The following is a 17,516-nucleotide window of genomic DNA, read 5'->3' as shown; positions in this document are numbered from 1 at the left end:
ACGTCATATTTCTTTGATGAACAATGAAAGAAGCCGAGCAACCAGAGCAACAGCCCTAAAACGCCTTGATAGGCTTGAACAAATTGAAGCGCTGCTCAAATCTGATGAGTGCCCGACAACGCATGATCTGGCAAATGAACTCGGGATCTCTCAGAGAACGCTGTTCCGGGATCTGGAACTGCTCCGCGAGCGGGGTTTACCCATTGAAGCGGATAAAGGTCGCGGAGGCGGTATCCGGCTTCAATCTCGCTGGGGTATCGGTCGGCTTAAGTTGGAGTATAAAGAGGCGATAGACCTCCTTATCAGCCTCGCCATCGCAGAAAACATGCGCTCCCCTCTCCTGCTCGCCAGCCTGAAGCCGATCCGCCGTAAGCTGATAGCCTCCTTCTCTCCAGAGCTGCGCTCTCGCGTCGATACATTGAAGTCCCGCATCTGGATTGGTGAAACAGCCTCTCTTTATGTCTTTGGATCTTTTGAGGAATTTGACAGCGAAGCAATAAGCCCTGTCAACGAAGCCTTCTTGATGAGCAAGTACATTGACATCGAGTACAGCGATCAGAACGGCAAGCTATCCCACCGAACCATCGAGCCGCACTACCTCTTCCTGAGCTACCCTGTTTGGTACATTATGGCCTGGGACCACCTTCGCGATGCCGTCCGCACCTTCCGTTTAGACCGCATAAAGTCCGCCCAAATGCACGACAAAAGCTTCATCCAAAAACCCAAACAACCCTTCATAGACGCCATCGACGGCATAGAACCAACAACGCCTTAAGGGCTTTCGCATCTCGTCATCAAAGCTTCAACAAACATTCATAGGCCTGCCATGCGGGGCCCCTAACCAGAAAGCACTTAACCGCAAAACTATTCTGACAGGGGATTTTCATGCGCGTTCTTCGCACTTCACTCTTGGGCGGCATTTCCGTTGCTATGTTGGCAGCTGGTCTTTCTGCTGCAAATGCATCTGAAGCAAAGTTCTTTAAACGCATCGCGACCATGCCAGTTTATGAAACACTGGCGGAAGGCGTAGACCGCAAATCCGAAACCGTGGCTGAAATCATTGCTGCATCTGAAGACGGCAAGACCCTTGCGTTCACCGATGGACCACAGGAAGCAATCGTCTTTCTTGATGCAACCAATCCCGCACAGCCAAAACCAACAGGCCGCACCGCACTAGGCGGCGAGCCGACTTCTGTTGCAATATCAGGTAATTACACGTTCGCAGGCGTCAACACCTCTAAGAGCTACATCGAGCCGTCTGGCTATGTCGCTGTCATCGACACAGCAACAAAACAGATTGTTGCGAAGTGCGATGTCAAAGGCCAACCAGACTCCGTTGCAGTGTCCAAAGACGGCAAGTTTCTCGCAATTGCCATTGAAAATGAGCGTGACGAAGACCTGAACGATGGCGCTCTGCCGCAGATGCCAGCAGGTTTCCTTACTATCTTCGATCTGGACCAGAACGGCATGCCGAAAAACTGCGATGCCGTGCGCATCGTGGAAATGACAGGCCTAGCAGCTGAAGGCGGAGACGATCCTGAACCAGAGTTTGTTTCCATCAACGGCAACAACCAAGCCGTTGTTACACTTCAGGAAAACAACCACCTTGTGATCGTTGACCTAGCTTCCGGCAAGATCACCAACCACTTTTCCGCTGGTACCGCGACAGCTCAAAACGTGCCGGTCAAGAAAGCCCGCATTTCTGATGCGTCTGGCTCAAAGGTAGATATTCCCCGTGAACCGGATGCTGTGGCGTGGATTGACGACAATCGCTTCGTGACAGCAAACGAAGGGGATTACAAAGGTGGGTCTCGTGGGTTTACCATCTGGAACAAAGACGGCACCATCGAGTTCGACAGCGGCAACCAGATGGAACACCTAGGCATGTCGCACGGGCATTACCCGGCCAAGCGTGCGCACAAGAAGGGCACTGAGCCAGAAGGCGTAACCGTTGGTAAGTTCGGCGGCGAGACCCTGATCTTCGTAAACTCCGAGCGCGGAAACTTCGTAGCGGTGTACCGAGACACTGGCTCTGAACCAGAATTCGTGCAGTTCCTGCCAACTCACATTGGCCCTGAAGGCCTGCTGGCAATCCCTGCCCGGAACCTCTTCGTTGTCGCTAACGAGAAGGACAACATAAAGGATAAAGTCCGCGCCCATGTCGGGCTCTATGAGTTTGGCGCGACCTCTGCTGAGTACCCGCAGCTGGCTTCCAACATCGATCCGGAAACCAACGCACCAATCGGCTGGGGCGCAATCTCTGGCATGGTGGCAGACAAAACCGACGCCAACAAACTCTATGCCGTCTCAGACAGCTTCTACGACAACGCCCGTATCTTCACACTGGACGTTTCCAAACAACCAGTTGAAATCACAGGCCATATGGGTCTGACCGGCGGCACCGCCAAGAGATACGACCTCGAAGGCATCGCCCTGCGCAAAGACGGCGGTTTCTGGTTGGCATCTGAAGGCAACGCGAAGAAGGAAATGGAGCACTTCCTGCTTCAGGCATCTGCAAATGGTGTCATCGAAAAAGAGATCAAACTACCAGAGAGTCTCATCGCTCAAGCAAAACGCTTCTCTCTGGAAGGTGTGACCGAGTTTGAGATGAACGGAAAAACCCTCGTTGCAGTTGCTGTGCAGCGTGAGTGGAACGACGATCCAAAGGGCATGACCAAGATCGGCATCTACAACCCTGCTGATGAGAGCTGGGGCTTTGTGCACTACCCGCTGGATACACCGCGCAGCTCAGCCGGTGGTTGGGTCGGCCTTTCCGAAATCACATCTCTCGGCCACGGCAAATTCGCGGTTCTAGAGCGCGACAACAAAGGCGGCAAAGAAGCAGCCATCAAGCAGGTTACTGTGATCTCTCTGGAAGGTGTCACCCCTGCCCCCCATGGCGCTGAGCTGCCAGTACTGACCAAGAAGGTAGCTCTCGATCTTCTCCCAGCCATGTCCGCAACCAACGGCTGGACACCGGACAAGGTTGAAGGTCTGGCAATCACCAAAGATGGCCGCATCCTCATCTCCACCGACAATGATGGCGTGGACGATGCAAACGGCGAAACCCTCTTCTTCTCCATAGGTGACGCAACTCAGCTGAACTAGCCGATTGGAATTTAGAAGACAACAAAGCCCGGTCGAGAAATCTGCCGGGCTTTGTGCTGTTTCAAGGCAACAACGCAAAGCCGACGACCCTACAAAGCAACTCAGAGTCAGTAGATATTACTACCTACAAACAATCTATGCGTGCTGTATCAAACAATACAGCCATAAACCAAACTAAATCGCAACAATACAACCACCAGTTACTATTGATTCTCAATAAACACGGTGGCCTCATGCCAATATCCAATGTAAACACAACACAATCAACTGTTCAAATTGAAAACAACGCAAGCCTCACGCAAGTTAATACTAAAAGCACGCAACCCTCAAGCTTGAATGATTCTGCCTTAAAGGCAGAACCGGAACACAAGACGGGCTTCTACTACGCCCCCTTAGCATCAGAGGATGTCTTACGTTTCGCCGCAGGCACCAATCAAGCCCGCAGTACCGCTGGCAAGGAGCCACGCCATATCATCGTGGCGAATGATGCAACCAAATCTAAGCTGGAAACGCTCAAACAGCAGCTGGTAGAAAAGAACCAGGCTGAGGCCAGTGACATACGCGGAAAAGCAAATGCAGTCATCTCAGAGCTAAACCTTGAGGGATTTGAACTCTTAGATTTTGTATCATCAGATGCCTACAAAGACATGCTGAAGCTGGCACAAAACTACTCCTTTGAAGCAGAGGTTCTGCAACAGGCAGACATTATCAGCAATGAGAAAACCGGCATTCTTGGTACGTTGAAGAATGGTGAAAACAAAATCTATGTACTCGGCCATGGCTCTAATGGCTCTAACGAAATCTCCAGCAAGTTTAGCTCCAGTGAGGAAGGCTATGAGACCGTCTCCTCAAAAGGGCTCGCGGAGCAACTCTCTAAAGGCGGGCTGGATAAATCCTTCACCGATATCCGCGTCGAAAGCTGCTACAGCGCAGATGCAACCGAACCAGAGTCATTTGACCCGGAAGAGCTGAAACTCTCATCCGAGCCAGGCATCATAGACGCACCAGAAAACCCAGAAATCGATGGGACCAGAGTCTTCCCCTTTGCGCAATCATTCGCAAATGAACTGAAGAGCGCAGGCTTTGAAAACCCGGAAGTCGCTGGCTATCACGGCGCTGGCAAAGCCTACTCCGACGATCCCCATAGATACCAGACACTCCACACAGACGACGCCCCAGTGGCAAGAAGCTCGGAAGTGCGCCAGATATTTATACCGGTTTGAAAGCAAACTTGCTCAGATACTGAATAATAAGAAAGCCCGGCAAATCACTTCGCCGGGCTCTTATGCTCACTTCTTTGTAGCAAGCTGGGCGCTCAACGAGCTAAGTTCTTCAACATGCCAGAACTCGTGGATCGTGCCGTTTTCAACGCGATAAACCTCAAAACCAGCAATATCAAAGGCATTACCATTAGCTTCAGCACCAAACAGCCCATCAGTGTTAGTGCCTTTATAACGCCAGTAGATCAGCACCTTATCGTCACCGATTGGCTCAACCATACCAAGTTCATGGCGAGAGTCCGGTGCGCCAGCTGCCAGAGCAGTATAAGTGTCGAGCGCAGTCTGCTTGGCGTTCTGGTTGCCATGATTGTTGTGATCTACCATGTCGTCCGCATAAAACTTTGCCAGCTCCGCACGATCAAACGGGCGGCTGTCCGCAACCTCATAAAACTTGCTCAGGAGGTCGGTGGCTTCAGTGGCACCTGCAATGGCAGTAGAGAGGGCTAGAGCTGCGGTTGCTACAGCGAGCTTCAGTTTGTTCATTGGTGTGTTTCCCTTGTTTTCATTAGGCAAACCCCATATGAAAGCAAAGAAGCATAACGTCTAGTACGCACTATTTTAGCAGCTAGTATACAAAAGGGTACTGCATACCATGAGCGATGACAGTAAAGACACACCGAGCGGAGCATTCATCGGTTATGAAACCTGCCCTGTACGCCGCACGCTTACCGTTTTGAACGGCAAGTGGAAGCCATTGATAATATACGAGCTTTTGCCTGCACCTTGTCGTTTCAACGAGCTAAAACGCAGATTGCCAGGCGTCTCACAACGCCTGCTAACGGCACAGCTTCGCTCTTTGGAAGAGGATGGAATTGTAGACCGAAAAGTGATGGAAGTGGTTCCACCGCATGTGGAATACTCCTTGTCAGAAAAGGGCAGATCCCTGCAGCCAGTCCTTCAAGCAATGGAAACCTGGGGGGAGAACGAGGTCAAAAACTTCCCGATCTCTTAGTCTTTACGCTCATAGTGGTAGGTGATCTTAGGTTTCTTCTTCGCAAACAGGATCTTGATAAGGACAAGGGGGATAACCACGGCAATTATCGCCAACATCAACCCGGACACAAATCCAAAGACGAGGAGGACAAATGCCAACACACCCAGAGCAAACAAAAGCGCAATTGCTCGTTCGGTCACATATTCCAGAAGCTTCAGCATCACCATCTCCAACGGGCATATCTTCCAAAAAACGAGCGTCGGCTTTCGGTTCAAGATACGCAAATAAACATCCAAAACAGCACCGTTGCTATGTGCGCTGTTTTGGAGCTACCCCAAGGGTACACCACTAAAAGATGGCGATGCAACTGAAGAGAATCAAGCGTTCTCGTGCTTTTTAGCTGCTGGGTTATTCCCCCGCTCAGCATTCAGCTCAGCAAAGGTCTTGCCAGTGGCAACCATCTCCTCAAGCAACTTCGCAGGCTGCCAGAAGTAAGCATCTTCCTGCGCATACGCCTTGATATTATTGAGGATTTTCTCAAGCCCAATCTCATCCGCATACTGCATCGGGCCACCACGCCAACGCGGGAAACCATAGCCGTAGATCAGCGTCATATCCACGTCCAGCGGGCGTAAAGCAATGCCTTCCTCAACCACCTTTGCAGCCTCATTCACCATGGCTGCCATGTACCGATCAAGGATCTGCTCTTTTGAAAGGTTTTGTGCGTTGATATGTTTTTCTTTGCGTTCATCGGTCAGAATTTCGAGAACAGCCGGGTTTGGCGTGCCTTTCCGCGCGCCTTCCTCATAAACGTAGTAGCCCTTGCTGGTTTTTTGTCCAAACCAGCCTTGCTCACACATGCGGTCTGCAAATGTGAAATACCGTTCACGTGGATCGCGTGTTGGCGCTTTCCGCTTGCGGGTCGCCCAACCGATATCGAGGCCCGCCAGATCAGCGACGGCATACGGCCCCATCGGGAAGCCGAATTCCAGCATCACGTCATCCACCTCAAACGGCGTTGATCCATCCACCACCACAGCATCTGCTGCTGCGCGATAAGTCGCAAGAATGCGGTTGCCGATGAAGCCATCACAAACACCAGCCCGAACAGCGACCTTGCGCATGATTTTTCCAAGCTGGAAACCTGTCGCGATCACATCCGGAGCCGTCTTGTCCGCGACCACCACTTCCAGCAGTTTCATAATATGCGCCGGAGAGAAGAAGTGCAGGCCAATCACATCCTGCGGGCGCTTGGTCACAGCAGCAATAGCATTCACATCCAGATAAGACGTGTTCGTCGCCAAAACAGCGCCGTCCTTACAAACAGCATCCAGCTTCTCAAAAACCTGCTTCTTCACGTCGATGTCTTCAAACACCGCTTCAACAACCAGATCCACGTCAGAGAGTGAAGCATAGTCCGTGCTCAAAGACAGGGCTTCCGCAAAGATCCGTTGTTCCTGCTCAACTGAAAGCTTGCCCTTCTTAACGGCTCCGCCAACATTCTTCGCAATTGTCGCCTTCGCGCGACCAAGAGCATCATCATCCCGCTCAATCAGCGTAACAGCAAGCCCATTCATCAGCGCACCAGTCGCAATGCCAGCGCCCATGGTACCGCCACCAATCACACCGATAGACTTCAACTCACGTGGAGCGATGCCTTTAATCTCAGGAAGCTTACCAAGGGCCCGATCCGCAAAGAAGGCATGCGATAAAGCGCGGTGCTGAGCTGAGTTTTTCAGCTCCATAAACATCTCACGCTCTTTCGCCATGCCATCTGCAAAGCTGGTTTGACTGGCAACTTCAATGGCTTCAACGCATACCACCGGCGACTTCTGACCACGTGCCCGTTTGGCAACCGCAGCCTTAGCCTCCGCAAACACTTTCGGCTCAACAGCCGCAGCAACCAACTCAGAGCAACGGCGCAACGGCGTCCCGTTATCAATCACAGACCGTGCAAAGGAGAGGCCAGCAGCAACCGCATCAGCTTCCTCGCTCACCTCATCCAGAATACCCGCAGCTTTGGCAGCATCCGCTCCAACCTGCGCACCACTCGGGATCATCTCTAGCGCTGTCTCAAAGCCAGCCAAACGTGGCAGACGCTGCGTGCCGCCTGCACCCGGAATGATACCCAGATGCACTTCTGGCAGACCAAACTTGGCGCCCTTTACCCCAACGCGGAAATGACAACCCAGTGCAACCTCAAGCCCGCCGCCCAGCGCAACACCATGAATGGCAGCAATCACAGGTTTCGAGCAGGCTTCAATGCCATCAATCACATCAGGCAGATGCGGCTCAGTGGCAGGACGCTTGAACTCGCGAATGTCCGCCCCCGCAATGAACACCTTGCCAGCGCCAACAATTACCGCAGCCTTCGCCGCATCGTCTTCTTCAAACTGCTTGATACGCGCAACCAAATCCTGCCGGATCGCCAGAGACAACGCATTCACCGGCGCATTGCTCACGGTCATGACCGCAACATCACCACGCAACTCATAGGAAACCTGACCAGATGATTTAAATGAAGAAGACACTCGAAACTCCCTAAGGCAAAGCGCACTCCCGCGCTGCACAATTACTCGCAATTCCACGTAGTTTAACAGGGCACGGCAGGAATTCTAGTTGTAAAATACAATTCCAATATGCGGAATTGAAGAAGAGAAACTCGCCTACAGCGGCTCATCCAAGCCGCTAAGCAGGGAGATCCAGAGCACAGTTTGGGCATCTGGAGAATGGCGCGAAAGGTGGCCTTTGCCATGCGTATCCTCAATAAGCACAAACTCCCCAGCCCCGACGGTTCGAACTTCCCCGTCACTGGTCTCGTACTCCACTGAGCCATCAAGTCTCACGGTCAAAACCCGATCAGGAACCGTATGCCATTCCACCTGACGCATACCTGCTGGAATGTGGGAGAAACGAACACGTGAGGCCGGATAGCTGGCAGTCACATCAAACGGTGCAGCATCGGGATGCACCGACACTTTCTGCGTCGGTATCTCAACCTCACCAAAATGCGATTCCCCATCCGGCGTTGCATAGATCCTTAGACACTTCACAACAGCAGCCCCCTTCAATCTGACCAAGACATCGCGAGCCCCACCTACCACACTGCAACCAGTGCTCGAAACAACCACCTTGGTCGGAGCTGTATCTCAGAGTTCATTCCCCAAAACAAAAAAGCCGGAGCAGATGCCCCGGCTTTCTCGTTTAGTCTTGGAAGTGTATCCCCGAAAAGTGGATACCGGTTTTCGGACAAGGATACGCCCGTAAACGACGCTTACTTGGAAGCGTCTGCCCAGCTCTTGATCAGCTCGTCATAATCGACGGTGATCGGAGTTGGTTTCTCGTTAGCCAGTTTGGCTTTCGGTGCGCCTGGCTGGTTCAGCCAGAAGTCGCGATCCTTAACTTCGTTGAGCTTAGGACCACACTCGCCCTGAACACCAGCACGCTCAAGACGCTTCAGAACTTTGTCCTGAGCAGCCGCAAGAGCAGTCATAGCTTCCTGAGGAGTTTTCGCGCCTGAGGATGCATCACCAATGTTCTGCCACCACAGCTGAGCCAGCTTTGGATAATCAGGAACGTTGGTACCGGTTGGGGTCCACTGTACACGAGCTGGGGAACGGTAGAATTCTACCAGACCACCCAGATTAGGTGCACGCTCTGTGAAGGACGCATCACGAACGTCACTGTCACGTACGAAGGTCAGACCAACGTGAGACTTCTTCAAAGAAGTTGTCTTCGCAACAGTAAACTGAGCGTAAAGCCATGCAGCTTTTGCACGATCTTCCGGGGTAGACTTCATCAGAGTCCAGGAACCAGCGTCCTGATAACCCAGCTTCATGCCTTCTTCCCAGTAAGCACCCTTCGGAGAAGGAGCCATACGCCACTTAGGAGTGCCGTCTGCGTTCACAACTGGAATACCCTCTTTCACCATGTCTGCGGTGAACGCGGTGTACCAGAAGATCTGCTGAGCAACAGAACCCTGTGCCGGAACCGGACCAGCTTCAGAGAACACCATGCCAGGTGCTTCAGCCGGAGCGTACTTCTTCAGCCACTCGATGTACTTGGTGATGGAGTAAACCGCTGCAGGACCATCGGTAGCACCGCCGCGCTCAACGGAAGAACCAGCTGGGGAACAACCGTTTACGCGAATGCCCCATTCGTCAACTGGCAGACCGTTCGGGATACCCTTGTCGCCAGCACCCGCCATGGAGAGCCATGCATCGGTAAAGCGCCAACCCAGGGATGGATCTTTCTTACCGTAGTCCATGTGGCCATAGACTTTTTCGCCGTTGATTTCTTTCACGTCGTTGGTGAAGAATTCAGCGATGTCCTCATAGGCAGACCAGTTAACCGGAACACCCAGCTCGTAGCCGTATTTCGCTTTAAACTGAGCTTTGATGTCTGGGTTTGTGAACCAGTCATAGCGGAACCAGTAAAGGTTCGCGAACTGCTGTGTTGGAAGCTGGTACAACTTGCCATCAGGACCAGTGGTGAATGAGCGACCAATAAAGTCCTCAACATCAAGGGTTGGCAGAGTAACCGCTTTACCTTCACCAGCCATCCAGTCAGTCAGGTTACGAACCTGCTTGTAGCGAGCGTGCGTACCGATCAGGTCAGAGTCGTTGACGTAAGCATCATAGATGTTCTCACCAGACTGCATCTGGGTCTGAAGCTTCTCAACAACGTCACCTTCACCAATCAGGTCATGAGTAACTTTAATGCCGGTGATTTCGGTAAATGCTTTTGCAAGTACCTTCGCTTCGTATTCGTGGGTCGCAATGGTTTCGGAAACCACTTTGATTTCCATACCTTTGAAAGGCTCAGCTGCTTTGATGAACCAGTCCATTTCCTTCATCTGCTCTTCCTGAGAAAGAGTAGAAGGCTGGAATTCGTCGCTCACCCACTTCTTCGCGGCTTCCATATCTGCAAAAGCAGAGCTGGATGCGCAAATCATGGCTGCAAAGCCAACGGACGCTAATAGCTGACGTCTCATATATATTCCTCCCGACTATAATTTATTGCACTGAAAGTTCCCCTAAACATCAGTGCGGAGAAAAAAGCTCAATCCTAAACCCAGCGGAACACGCAAAACGCGTATGCCACACAGACCAACAGAGCCCACCAAAGGTTTGCGCTAACAAACCCAAGCCAAAACAGGCAGATAAACGCACTGCCCAGCAGCGAAACAAACAAGCGGTCACCGCGTGTTGTCTCAAATCTCAAAATCCCGTGCCGCGGGCTTCCCCCCGGCACAAACCATTCCCAAACCGCCATGCTGGAGATCAGCAGGCCAATGGTGATGAAGAAAATCGCAGTCGGCGACGTCCAGGCCATCCAAGAAAAATCCATGATCGCTTCCCTGTTAAACGCGGCCCAGGGCAAAGCCCTTAGCGATGTAGTTACGTACGAAGTAGATCACCAGCGCACCCGGAATAATTGTCAGAATTCCTGCCGCTGCAAGTACACCCCAATCCATACCGGAAGCTGAAACCGTACGGGTCATCGTCGCCGCAATCGGTTTAGCCGCAGTTGTGGTCAGCGTACGGGCAATCAGCAATTCCACCCAAGAGAACATGAAGCAGAAGAACGCTGCCACACCGATACCGCTTGCAATCAAAGGCATGAAGATCTTGCCGAAGAATTTCGGGAAGGAGTAGCCGTCGATGTAAGCAGTCTCGTCGATCTCTTTCGGAACACCAGACATAAAGCCTTCCAGAATCCACACAGCCAGCGGCACGTTAAACAGACAGTGCGCCAGAGCCACTGCAAGGTGCGTGTCGATCAAACCGAAAGCGGAATAGAGCTGGAAGAACGGCAGCGCGAACACCGCCGGTGGTGCCATACGGTTTGTCAGCAGCCAGAAGAACAGATGCTTGTCACCCAGAAACTTATAGCGTGAGAACGCATAGGCCGCTGGCAACGCAACCGCCACGGAGATAACCGTATTGAGCGCCACATAGGTGATGGAGTTGATATAGCCGTTGTACCAGCTTGGGTCTGTAAAGATCACCATGTAGTTGGCAAGCGTCGGCTCATCCGGCCACAAGGTGAACTTGCTCAGGATCTCCTGGTTGGTCTTCAGGCTCATATTGAAGAGCCAGTAAATCGGCAGCATCAAAAACGTGATGTACAAAGTCGGAACGAGGAAAGCATAGCGGCTTCCGGTTCTCTGTGCCTTTGCGCGGGTCCGGCTGCGTGGAGCTTGTCCACCAGCAGCAACACCACCATCAATGACTGCAGTTCCAGTTGTTGTCGACATGGTGCTTACTCCTCGCCTGCGTAATGTTTCTTCTCAGTCCCAGCATTGTTCATCACGGTGTAGAACACCCATGAGAACAGCAGGATGATGAGGAAGTAGACGAGTGACATTGCTGCAGCTGGGCCAAGGTCAAACTGACCAATCGCCATCTTCACAAGGTCAATACTCAGGAATGTCGTGGAGTTACCCGGTCCGCCACCTGTTACAACAAACGGCTCGGTGTAAATCATGAAGCTGTCCATGAAGCGCAGCAGAACCGCAATCAGCAACACACTGTGCATCTTTGGCAGCTGGATGTAACGGAACACCGCCCAGCGGGACGCCCCATCAATACGAGCAGCCTGATAGTAAGCCTCAGGAATGGAAACCAGACCCGCATAGCACAGCAGCACAACAAGGCTGGTCCAGTGCCACACATCCATAACAATCACGGTGGCCCATGCAGCAACAGGGTCCTGCGTGTAGTTGTAGTTGATGCCAAGAGAGTTCAGGAAGTAGCCCAGCAGACCAATGTCGGCACGGCCAAACACCTGCCAGATGGTACCAACCACGTTCCACGGCACCAGCAGCGGCAGCGCCATCAACACCAGGCAAACCGGAACGCCCCAGCCTTTTTTAGGCATACAAAGCGCAATGCCGATACCCAGCGGGATCTCAATTGCAAGAATGGAGAAGGAGAAAATCAGGTTGCGGACCAAAGCGTCATGAAAACGCTCGGAGCTGAGCAGTTCCTGAAACCATTCAATCCCAACCCAGAAGAACTGATTGTTTCCAAAGCTGTCCTGAAACGCGTAGTTCACAACAGTCATCAATGGAATAACAGCGGTAAAGGCCACCAGCAAAAGAACCGGTAAAACCATGAACCAGGCTTTGTTGTTTACGGTCTTTTCCATGGATCAAGCCCCCTCGCTTACGAGCCAGCTGTCGGCATAAAGGTTCGTCTGTGTTGGATCGAAGAGAGCCGTCGGGCTTTCCGGAATGCTCATGCCTTCGCCAACAATGGCATTCAGCGCAACACCTTCCATCTCACCACGCAGAATGCGGTAGCGGCCAATGTCTTCAACAGCGTTGACTTTCAACGGCAGGCCTTCTCCGGCACCACCGAGTTTCACAAACTCAGGGCGGATACCAACCTCGGTTTTCTGGGCCACTTTCTTCGGATCAAGACCGCATGGCAGCGGCACACTGTGCCCACCAACACGCGCTATGTTTCCATCCACCTCGCACGGCAGGATGTTCATGCCCGGAGATCCGATGAAGTAGCCAACAAAGGTGTGCTGAGGTTTGCGGAACAGCTCATCAGGCGTTCCAATCTGCACAACTTCGCCGCCATACATCACCACAACTTTATCCGCGAAGGTCAAAGCCTCGGTCTGGTCGTGGGTCACATAAACCATGGTGAAGCCAAACTGCTTGTGCAGATGCTTCAACTGCGAGCGCAGAACCCACTTCATATGCGGGTCAATCACGGTCAACGGTTCATCAAACAGGATCGCATTGGTGTCAGAACGCACCAGACCACGACCCAGAGAGATCTTCTGCTTCTCATCCGCCGTCAGGCCCTGTGCCTTACGCTTTGCCTTGCTCTCCAGATCAATGATCCGCAGGATCTCACCGACCTTCTGATCAACTTCAGCTGCCGGAACACCGCGGTTGCGAAGCGGAAACGCCAAATTGTCGTAAACAGACATGGTGTCGTAAACGACCGGGAACTGGAACACCTGCGCAATATTACGCGCTTCGGTAGAAAGCTCCGTCACTGGCTTGCCATCAAACAGCAGCTCACCTTCAGAGGGTGTCAGCAAACCGGAAATGATGTTCAAAAGAGTTGTCTTGCCACAGCCGGAAGACCCAAGAAGCGCATAAGCACCACCATCTTCAAAGGTCAGGTTAACTTCCTTCAAAGCGTAGTCGCTTGGGCTTGTTGGGTTCGGCAAATAAGAGTGGCGAATGTGGTCGAGATCAATACGTGCCATGCTCGCCTCCTTAAGCCGCTTCACGCATGAGAGACGCAACAGAGCGACCCTCATCATCAAAAATCATGAAGTTCTTGGCATCCACAAACACGTCGATCTTGGCATCCACGTCTACGTTATGAATGCCATGCTCCAGCGCCACCCAGCGGTGGTTCAGGCATGTCAGGTGAATGAAGCTCTCAGAACCGGTAATCTCGGAAACATCAACCACAGCAGGAAGGCACACAGCGTCTTCACTCGGGCGCTGCAGATAAAGGTGATGCGGCCGGAAACCTGCTTTGTAATGTCCGTCAGGAAGGCGCTTTTCGTCCTCTGTTGCCGGAATAACCGTGCCGTTGGACGTGCGGAATTCGCCACCGCTCTTCGTCAGGCCCAGCAGGTTCAACGGCGGATCAGAGAAAGTCTGCGCAGTGACAATGTCCTGAGGATTTCTGTAAACATCAATGGTATCGCCAAACTGCGAAATCCGCCCTTCATGCAAGGTGGCAGTACGCCCGCCCAGCAACAGAGCTTCTGTTGGTTCTGTTGTCGCGTAAACAAACACAGCACCACTTTCAGAGAAGATCTTCGGCAACTCATCGCGCAGTTCTTCGCGCAACTTGTAATCCAGGTTAGCCAATGGCTCATCCATCAGCACCAGATGCGCCCCTTTGACGAGCGCACGCGCAATCGCAGTACGCTGCTGCTGGCCACCGGAAAGGTTCAGCGGCGTTCTGTCCAGATAAGGTGTGAGCTTCATCAAGTCCGCAGCTTTGCGCACTTGCTTGTCAACATCAGCACCTTTCACGCCCGCAACGCGCAGCGGGCTGGCAATGTTTTCATAAACCGTGAGAGCCGGGTAGTTGATGAACTGCTGATAGACCATGGCGACGTCGCGCTTGCGCACGGAAACACCGGTCATATCCTGTCCATTTACGAGCACTTGCCCTGCAGTTGGCGTGTCCAGCCCTGCCATCAAACGCATAAGCGTTGTCTTGCCTGACAGTGTTGGTCCCAACAATACGTTCAATGAACCACTTTCAAGACGCAAAGACACGTCGCGAATATGGTCCATACCGTCAACAGTCTTGCTGACGCCCCTTAATTCAAGCATGTTGCCCTCCCGGAACAGAAAGCGACCCGACTGCTTCCTGCGATACGCGCTGCTTGCACTGCGGTACCTTCAAATTCCTGACTGTAATTCCAAAAACAACTCGATGGTCGAGCTGAATCTCTTAGTAAAGGTCCCAGCCTTTTAAAGAACTGCGCCGTTTTAGCAACGCTACGCATCTGTCAATTTTTTCACGAGCCTCCCCGAACACTTTCAAGTTCTGCTTTCTTACGCAGCTCCGTCCCTACAAAGTGCCATTAGAGATCAAAATTAAACTACGTCCTAACCTACACGTCAATTTTCGTTTACAGTCGATTACGCGCATATTCGCGTAATTTCGAAATATAAGCGAAACCACTTAAGCGTCAATTCGAAAATTGACAAAACGAAACTCTCAGCTGTTATCCATTAGGATGAGAACGCACCCAGTGCGGCAGAAAATGTTGAAGATCTGTCATTCTTGCATCTAACAGTCTGCACCAATAACACGTTGAAAAGACTGCGGTGTTCAGCCAAACTCTGTTTTAGTAAGCTAGCTAATATTTTCGCGGCGAAATAATTCGAACCTAAATACTCTATTCAGATGTTCTCCACCGGATGTAATCAATTCATGAAATTCCCTTGCTCAAACATCGATTCTGGCAACCACGCCCGGAAAGTAGACCCTCCCAGCTCCCTCTTTCGCAAGCCCCTTGCCCTCTAGGCAGATGCAACTCTATTGTCATGCAGGGCGGTATAACTGGGGCACCAAGCCTTGGTCGCTCTGGGAGGGGAACAGCATCATGGACTTTTGCCTACAGCTTTACAGCGCACGTAACTTCCAGCCTTGGAAAGAGGCTTTTCAGGAAACAGCCCTCCTCGGCTACACACAGGTAGAAGGCTTCGAGGAGCTCTATCCCACACTGGAAGCTGCTCAGACAGTGCGAGACCTCCTCGATCAATACGACCTCGACATGCCCTCCGGCCACTTCGATCTCAAGGATCTGGAAGAGAACCTTGATCAGTGTATCAAGATCGCAGTCCTTCTCGGCATGCACACAATCTTCGCTCCTTACCTCACACCAGAACAACGCCCAACAACCAAGAGAGAATGGACGATCTTCGCGCGCCGTTTGGAGCACATGGCCAACACACTCAAGCACAAGGGCTTCCACTTCGGCTGGCACAACCATGATTTCGAGTTCAAACCTCTCCCCGATGGCACCATTCCCATGGAGTTGATCATCTCGGAGGCCCCAACTGTGGAATGGGAGGTCGATGCAGCATGGATCATCAAGGCAGGCCTGGATCCTCTCGACTGGATCGAAGCCCACGGCACCCGCATCACAGCCGTCCACATCAAGGACATAGCCCCCGAAGGCGAAGGCGCGGATGAAGATGGCTGGGCAGATGTCGGCTTCGGCACCGTCCCATGGGCACATATTCTCGCCGCCCTACAGGAAAAGAGCCGTACCAAAATCTACATTCTGGAGCACGACGGCCCGAACAATTTTCTCCGCTTCGCTGACCGTTCCTTAACCTCACTCAAAATGCTTGAGGGTGTGTAGGTATTTCGCCATAGACACGCCTTTCCCTTGCACTAAGGCAAATCGATTGTCTCCACTAAGGAGACGGCATAAGGGAGAGGTAGGATGAACAGACGAGAGTTTCTCGGAGCATCTGCCCTAACGATTTCCAGCGCCTATTACATGGGCATTGTTGCTGGACCAGTCTTCGCTGTAGCGGAAACAACAGACACCATCAAAAACGCAAAGGTCACCTACTTTGACGCTCGCCCAGGCGCGCGCTCCAGAGACGTTGGCTTCGATTCCGATGGCATGGTCTGGTATTGCGGACAAGCAGATGGCACGCTCACACGTCTTGATCCTGACAATGGAGAACTCCACCCGGTTTCACTGGGCGAAAACGCAGCCCCACACGGCGTGGTACTTGGCCCGGATAACGCTATGTGGGTCACCGAAGGTGGACAAAACGCCATCGCTCGCGTTGATCCGGCAACAGACGCCGTCACCCTCATTCCACTACCTGCCGAATTCGCAGACGCAAACCTCAACACCGGCATCTTCGATCACGACGGCATCTACTGGTTCACTGGACAAAACGGCGTCTATGGCCGTGTTGATCCCGTCAGCCAAGAAATCGAAGTCTGGCCAAGCCCTCAAGGCCCTGGCCCTTATGGCATCACCGTCACCCCACAAGGTGACATCTGGTACGCCTCCCTCGCTGGCAGCCACATCGCCAACATCGACAGAACCAACGGAAGCGCACGCATCGTGACACCTCCGACAAAAGAGCAAGGCGCCCGCCGCGTCTGGTCCAACTCAGAGGGTAAACTCTGGGTCAGCGAATGGCTCTCCGGTCAGGTCAGTGAGTACGACCCGAAGGCAGACACATGGCGCGCATGGCGTCTCCCCGGCAATGACCCACTGCCTTACTCAGTCTATGTTGATGAGCACGATAAGGTCTGGCTTACAGATTTCGATGCTGATGCAATCGTCCACTTTGACCCGGATACAGAAGAGTTCACCAGCTTCCCAAGCAACAAAGCAGACGCCGACGTTCGCCAAATGGCAGGACGTAAAGGCGAAGCATGGGGCGGAGAATCCGGAACGGACAGGATCGTGCGCATTCAGTTTGATGAAACCGAAACAACACCATCCTGAATACAACAGGATCAGCAAAAAAGAGGGCGCTCAATCGGGCGCCCTTTCCCATTTAAACCTGCAAATTTTAAGCAAAAAAAGGTGATTTGAGAAAAAAATCTACGCTGATAAAAACCAGCAACCACGAAGTATTCTGAGCCTGCCTGGCCTAATCGGCCTCTGTACTGACTGGCAGGCATGCAGCTGACCATCATTCCAACTTATCT

Annotated in this window: 16 protein-coding genes; 6 read left to right on the top strand and 10 right to left on the bottom strand. The window is 52.4% G+C overall.

Going from position 1 to position 17,516, the window contains the following annotated elements:
- Positions 1 to 16 precede the first annotated feature (16 nt).
- From BM231_RS23955 to BM231_RS23945, 3 genes are all read left to right on the top strand, one after another.
- Complete coding sequence (locus tag BM231_RS23955) at positions 17 to 775, top strand: helix-turn-helix transcriptional regulator (RefSeq protein WP_093523551.1); 759 nt, start codon at positions 17 to 19, stop codon at positions 773 to 775.
- Between the two features lie 110 nt (positions 776 to 885).
- Positions 886 to 3,108 carry an esterase-like activity of phytase family protein gene (locus BM231_RS23950; RefSeq protein ID WP_093523549.1) on the top strand — a complete coding sequence of 741 codons (2,223 nt, stop codon included), beginning with the start codon at positions 886 to 888 and terminating at the stop codon, positions 3,106 to 3,108.
- Between the two features lie 332 nt (positions 3,109 to 3,440).
- Positions 3,441 to 4,331 (top strand): OspB, encoded by an 891-nt coding sequence (locus BM231_RS23945; protein ID WP_093523678.1) that lies wholly within the window; start codon positions 3,441 to 3,443, stop codon positions 4,329 to 4,331.
- 66 nt (positions 4,332 to 4,397) lie between these two features.
- Here the strand turns inward: BM231_RS23945 and BM231_RS23940 are convergent, their stop codons facing one another.
- Positions 4,398 to 4,871: an ester cyclase gene (locus tag BM231_RS23940; protein WP_093523547.1), complete on the bottom strand. Its 474-nt coding sequence runs from the start codon at positions 4,869 to 4,871 to the stop codon at positions 4,398 to 4,400.
- Between the two features lie 109 nt (positions 4,872 to 4,980).
- Here BM231_RS23940 and BM231_RS23935 point away from each other — a divergent pair, with 109 nt between their 5' ends.
- Positions 4,981 to 5,340: a winged helix-turn-helix transcriptional regulator gene (locus BM231_RS23935; RefSeq protein ID WP_063313108.1), complete on the top strand. Its 360-nt coding sequence runs from the start codon at positions 4,981 to 4,983 to the stop codon at positions 5,338 to 5,340.
- On the opposite strand, the gene BM231_RS23930 is transcribed toward BM231_RS23935, so the two are convergent.
- From BM231_RS23930 to BM231_RS23890, 9 genes are all read right to left on the bottom strand, one after another.
- Entirely contained in the window at positions 5,337 to 5,543 is a 207-nt protein-coding gene (locus BM231_RS23930; protein WP_139226397.1) for a hypothetical protein, read from the bottom strand. The two genes, BM231_RS23935 and BM231_RS23930, sit on opposite strands and share 4 nt — an antisense overlap.
- A gap of 156 nt (positions 5,544 to 5,699) precedes the next feature.
- The gene (locus tag BM231_RS23925) at positions 5,700 to 7,853 is read right to left on the bottom strand and encodes a 3-hydroxyacyl-CoA dehydrogenase NAD-binding domain-containing protein (RefSeq protein ID WP_093523545.1); all 2,154 of its coding nucleotides are present in this window, start codon (positions 7,851 to 7,853) and stop codon (positions 5,700 to 5,702) included.
- A gap of 135 nt (positions 7,854 to 7,988) precedes the next feature.
- Entirely contained in the window at positions 7,989 to 8,375 is a 387-nt protein-coding gene (locus tag BM231_RS23920) for a cupin domain-containing protein (RefSeq protein ID WP_093523677.1), read from the bottom strand.
- Between the two features lie 221 nt (positions 8,376 to 8,596).
- Positions 8,597 to 10,315, bottom strand: a complete 1,719-nt coding sequence (locus BM231_RS23915) for an ABC transporter substrate-binding protein (protein WP_093523543.1) — start codon at positions 10,313 to 10,315, stop codon at positions 8,597 to 8,599.
- Between the two features lie 74 nt (positions 10,316 to 10,389).
- Complete coding sequence (locus BM231_RS23910) at positions 10,390 to 10,671, bottom strand: DUF2160 domain-containing protein (RefSeq protein WP_063291455.1); 282 nt, start codon at positions 10,669 to 10,671, stop codon at positions 10,390 to 10,392.
- 13 nt (positions 10,672 to 10,684) lie between these two features.
- Positions 10,685 to 11,581 (bottom strand): carbohydrate ABC transporter permease, encoded by an 897-nt coding sequence (locus tag BM231_RS23905; RefSeq protein ID WP_063291454.1) that lies wholly within the window; start codon positions 11,579 to 11,581, stop codon positions 10,685 to 10,687.
- A gap of 5 nt (positions 11,582 to 11,586) precedes the next feature.
- On the bottom strand, positions 11,587 to 12,474 hold the full coding sequence (locus tag BM231_RS23900; RefSeq protein ID WP_093523541.1) for a carbohydrate ABC transporter permease: 888 nt from the start codon (positions 12,472 to 12,474) through the stop codon (positions 11,587 to 11,589).
- A 3-nt stretch (positions 12,475 to 12,477) separates the two neighbouring features.
- Positions 12,478 to 13,557 (bottom strand): ABC transporter ATP-binding protein, encoded by a 1,080-nt coding sequence (locus tag BM231_RS23895; protein ID WP_093523539.1) that lies wholly within the window; start codon positions 13,555 to 13,557, stop codon positions 12,478 to 12,480.
- A gap of 10 nt (positions 13,558 to 13,567) precedes the next feature.
- Positions 13,568 to 14,650: an ABC transporter ATP-binding protein gene (locus tag BM231_RS23890; RefSeq protein WP_093523537.1), complete on the bottom strand. Its 1,083-nt coding sequence runs from the start codon at positions 14,648 to 14,650 to the stop codon at positions 13,568 to 13,570.
- A gap of 779 nt (positions 14,651 to 15,429) precedes the next feature.
- On the opposite strand from BM231_RS23890, the gene BM231_RS23885 reads away from it, so the two are divergent.
- Positions 15,430 to 16,194: a sugar phosphate isomerase/epimerase family protein gene (locus BM231_RS23885; protein ID WP_093523535.1), complete on the top strand. Its 765-nt coding sequence runs from the start codon at positions 15,430 to 15,432 to the stop codon at positions 16,192 to 16,194.
- An 84-nt stretch (positions 16,195 to 16,278) separates the two neighbouring features.
- On the top strand, positions 16,279 to 17,310 hold the full coding sequence (locus BM231_RS23880; protein ID WP_093523533.1) for a Vgb family protein: 1,032 nt from the start codon (positions 16,279 to 16,281) through the stop codon (positions 17,308 to 17,310).
- Positions 17,311 to 17,516: the final 206 nt, after the last annotated feature.

This window comes from Pseudovibrio ascidiaceicola, from assembly GCF_900114245.1.
Taxonomy (GTDB): domain Bacteria; phylum Pseudomonadota; class Alphaproteobacteria; order Rhizobiales; family Stappiaceae; genus Pseudovibrio; species Pseudovibrio ascidiaceicola.
This window is presented reverse-complemented; position numbering and strand designations above follow the sequence as displayed.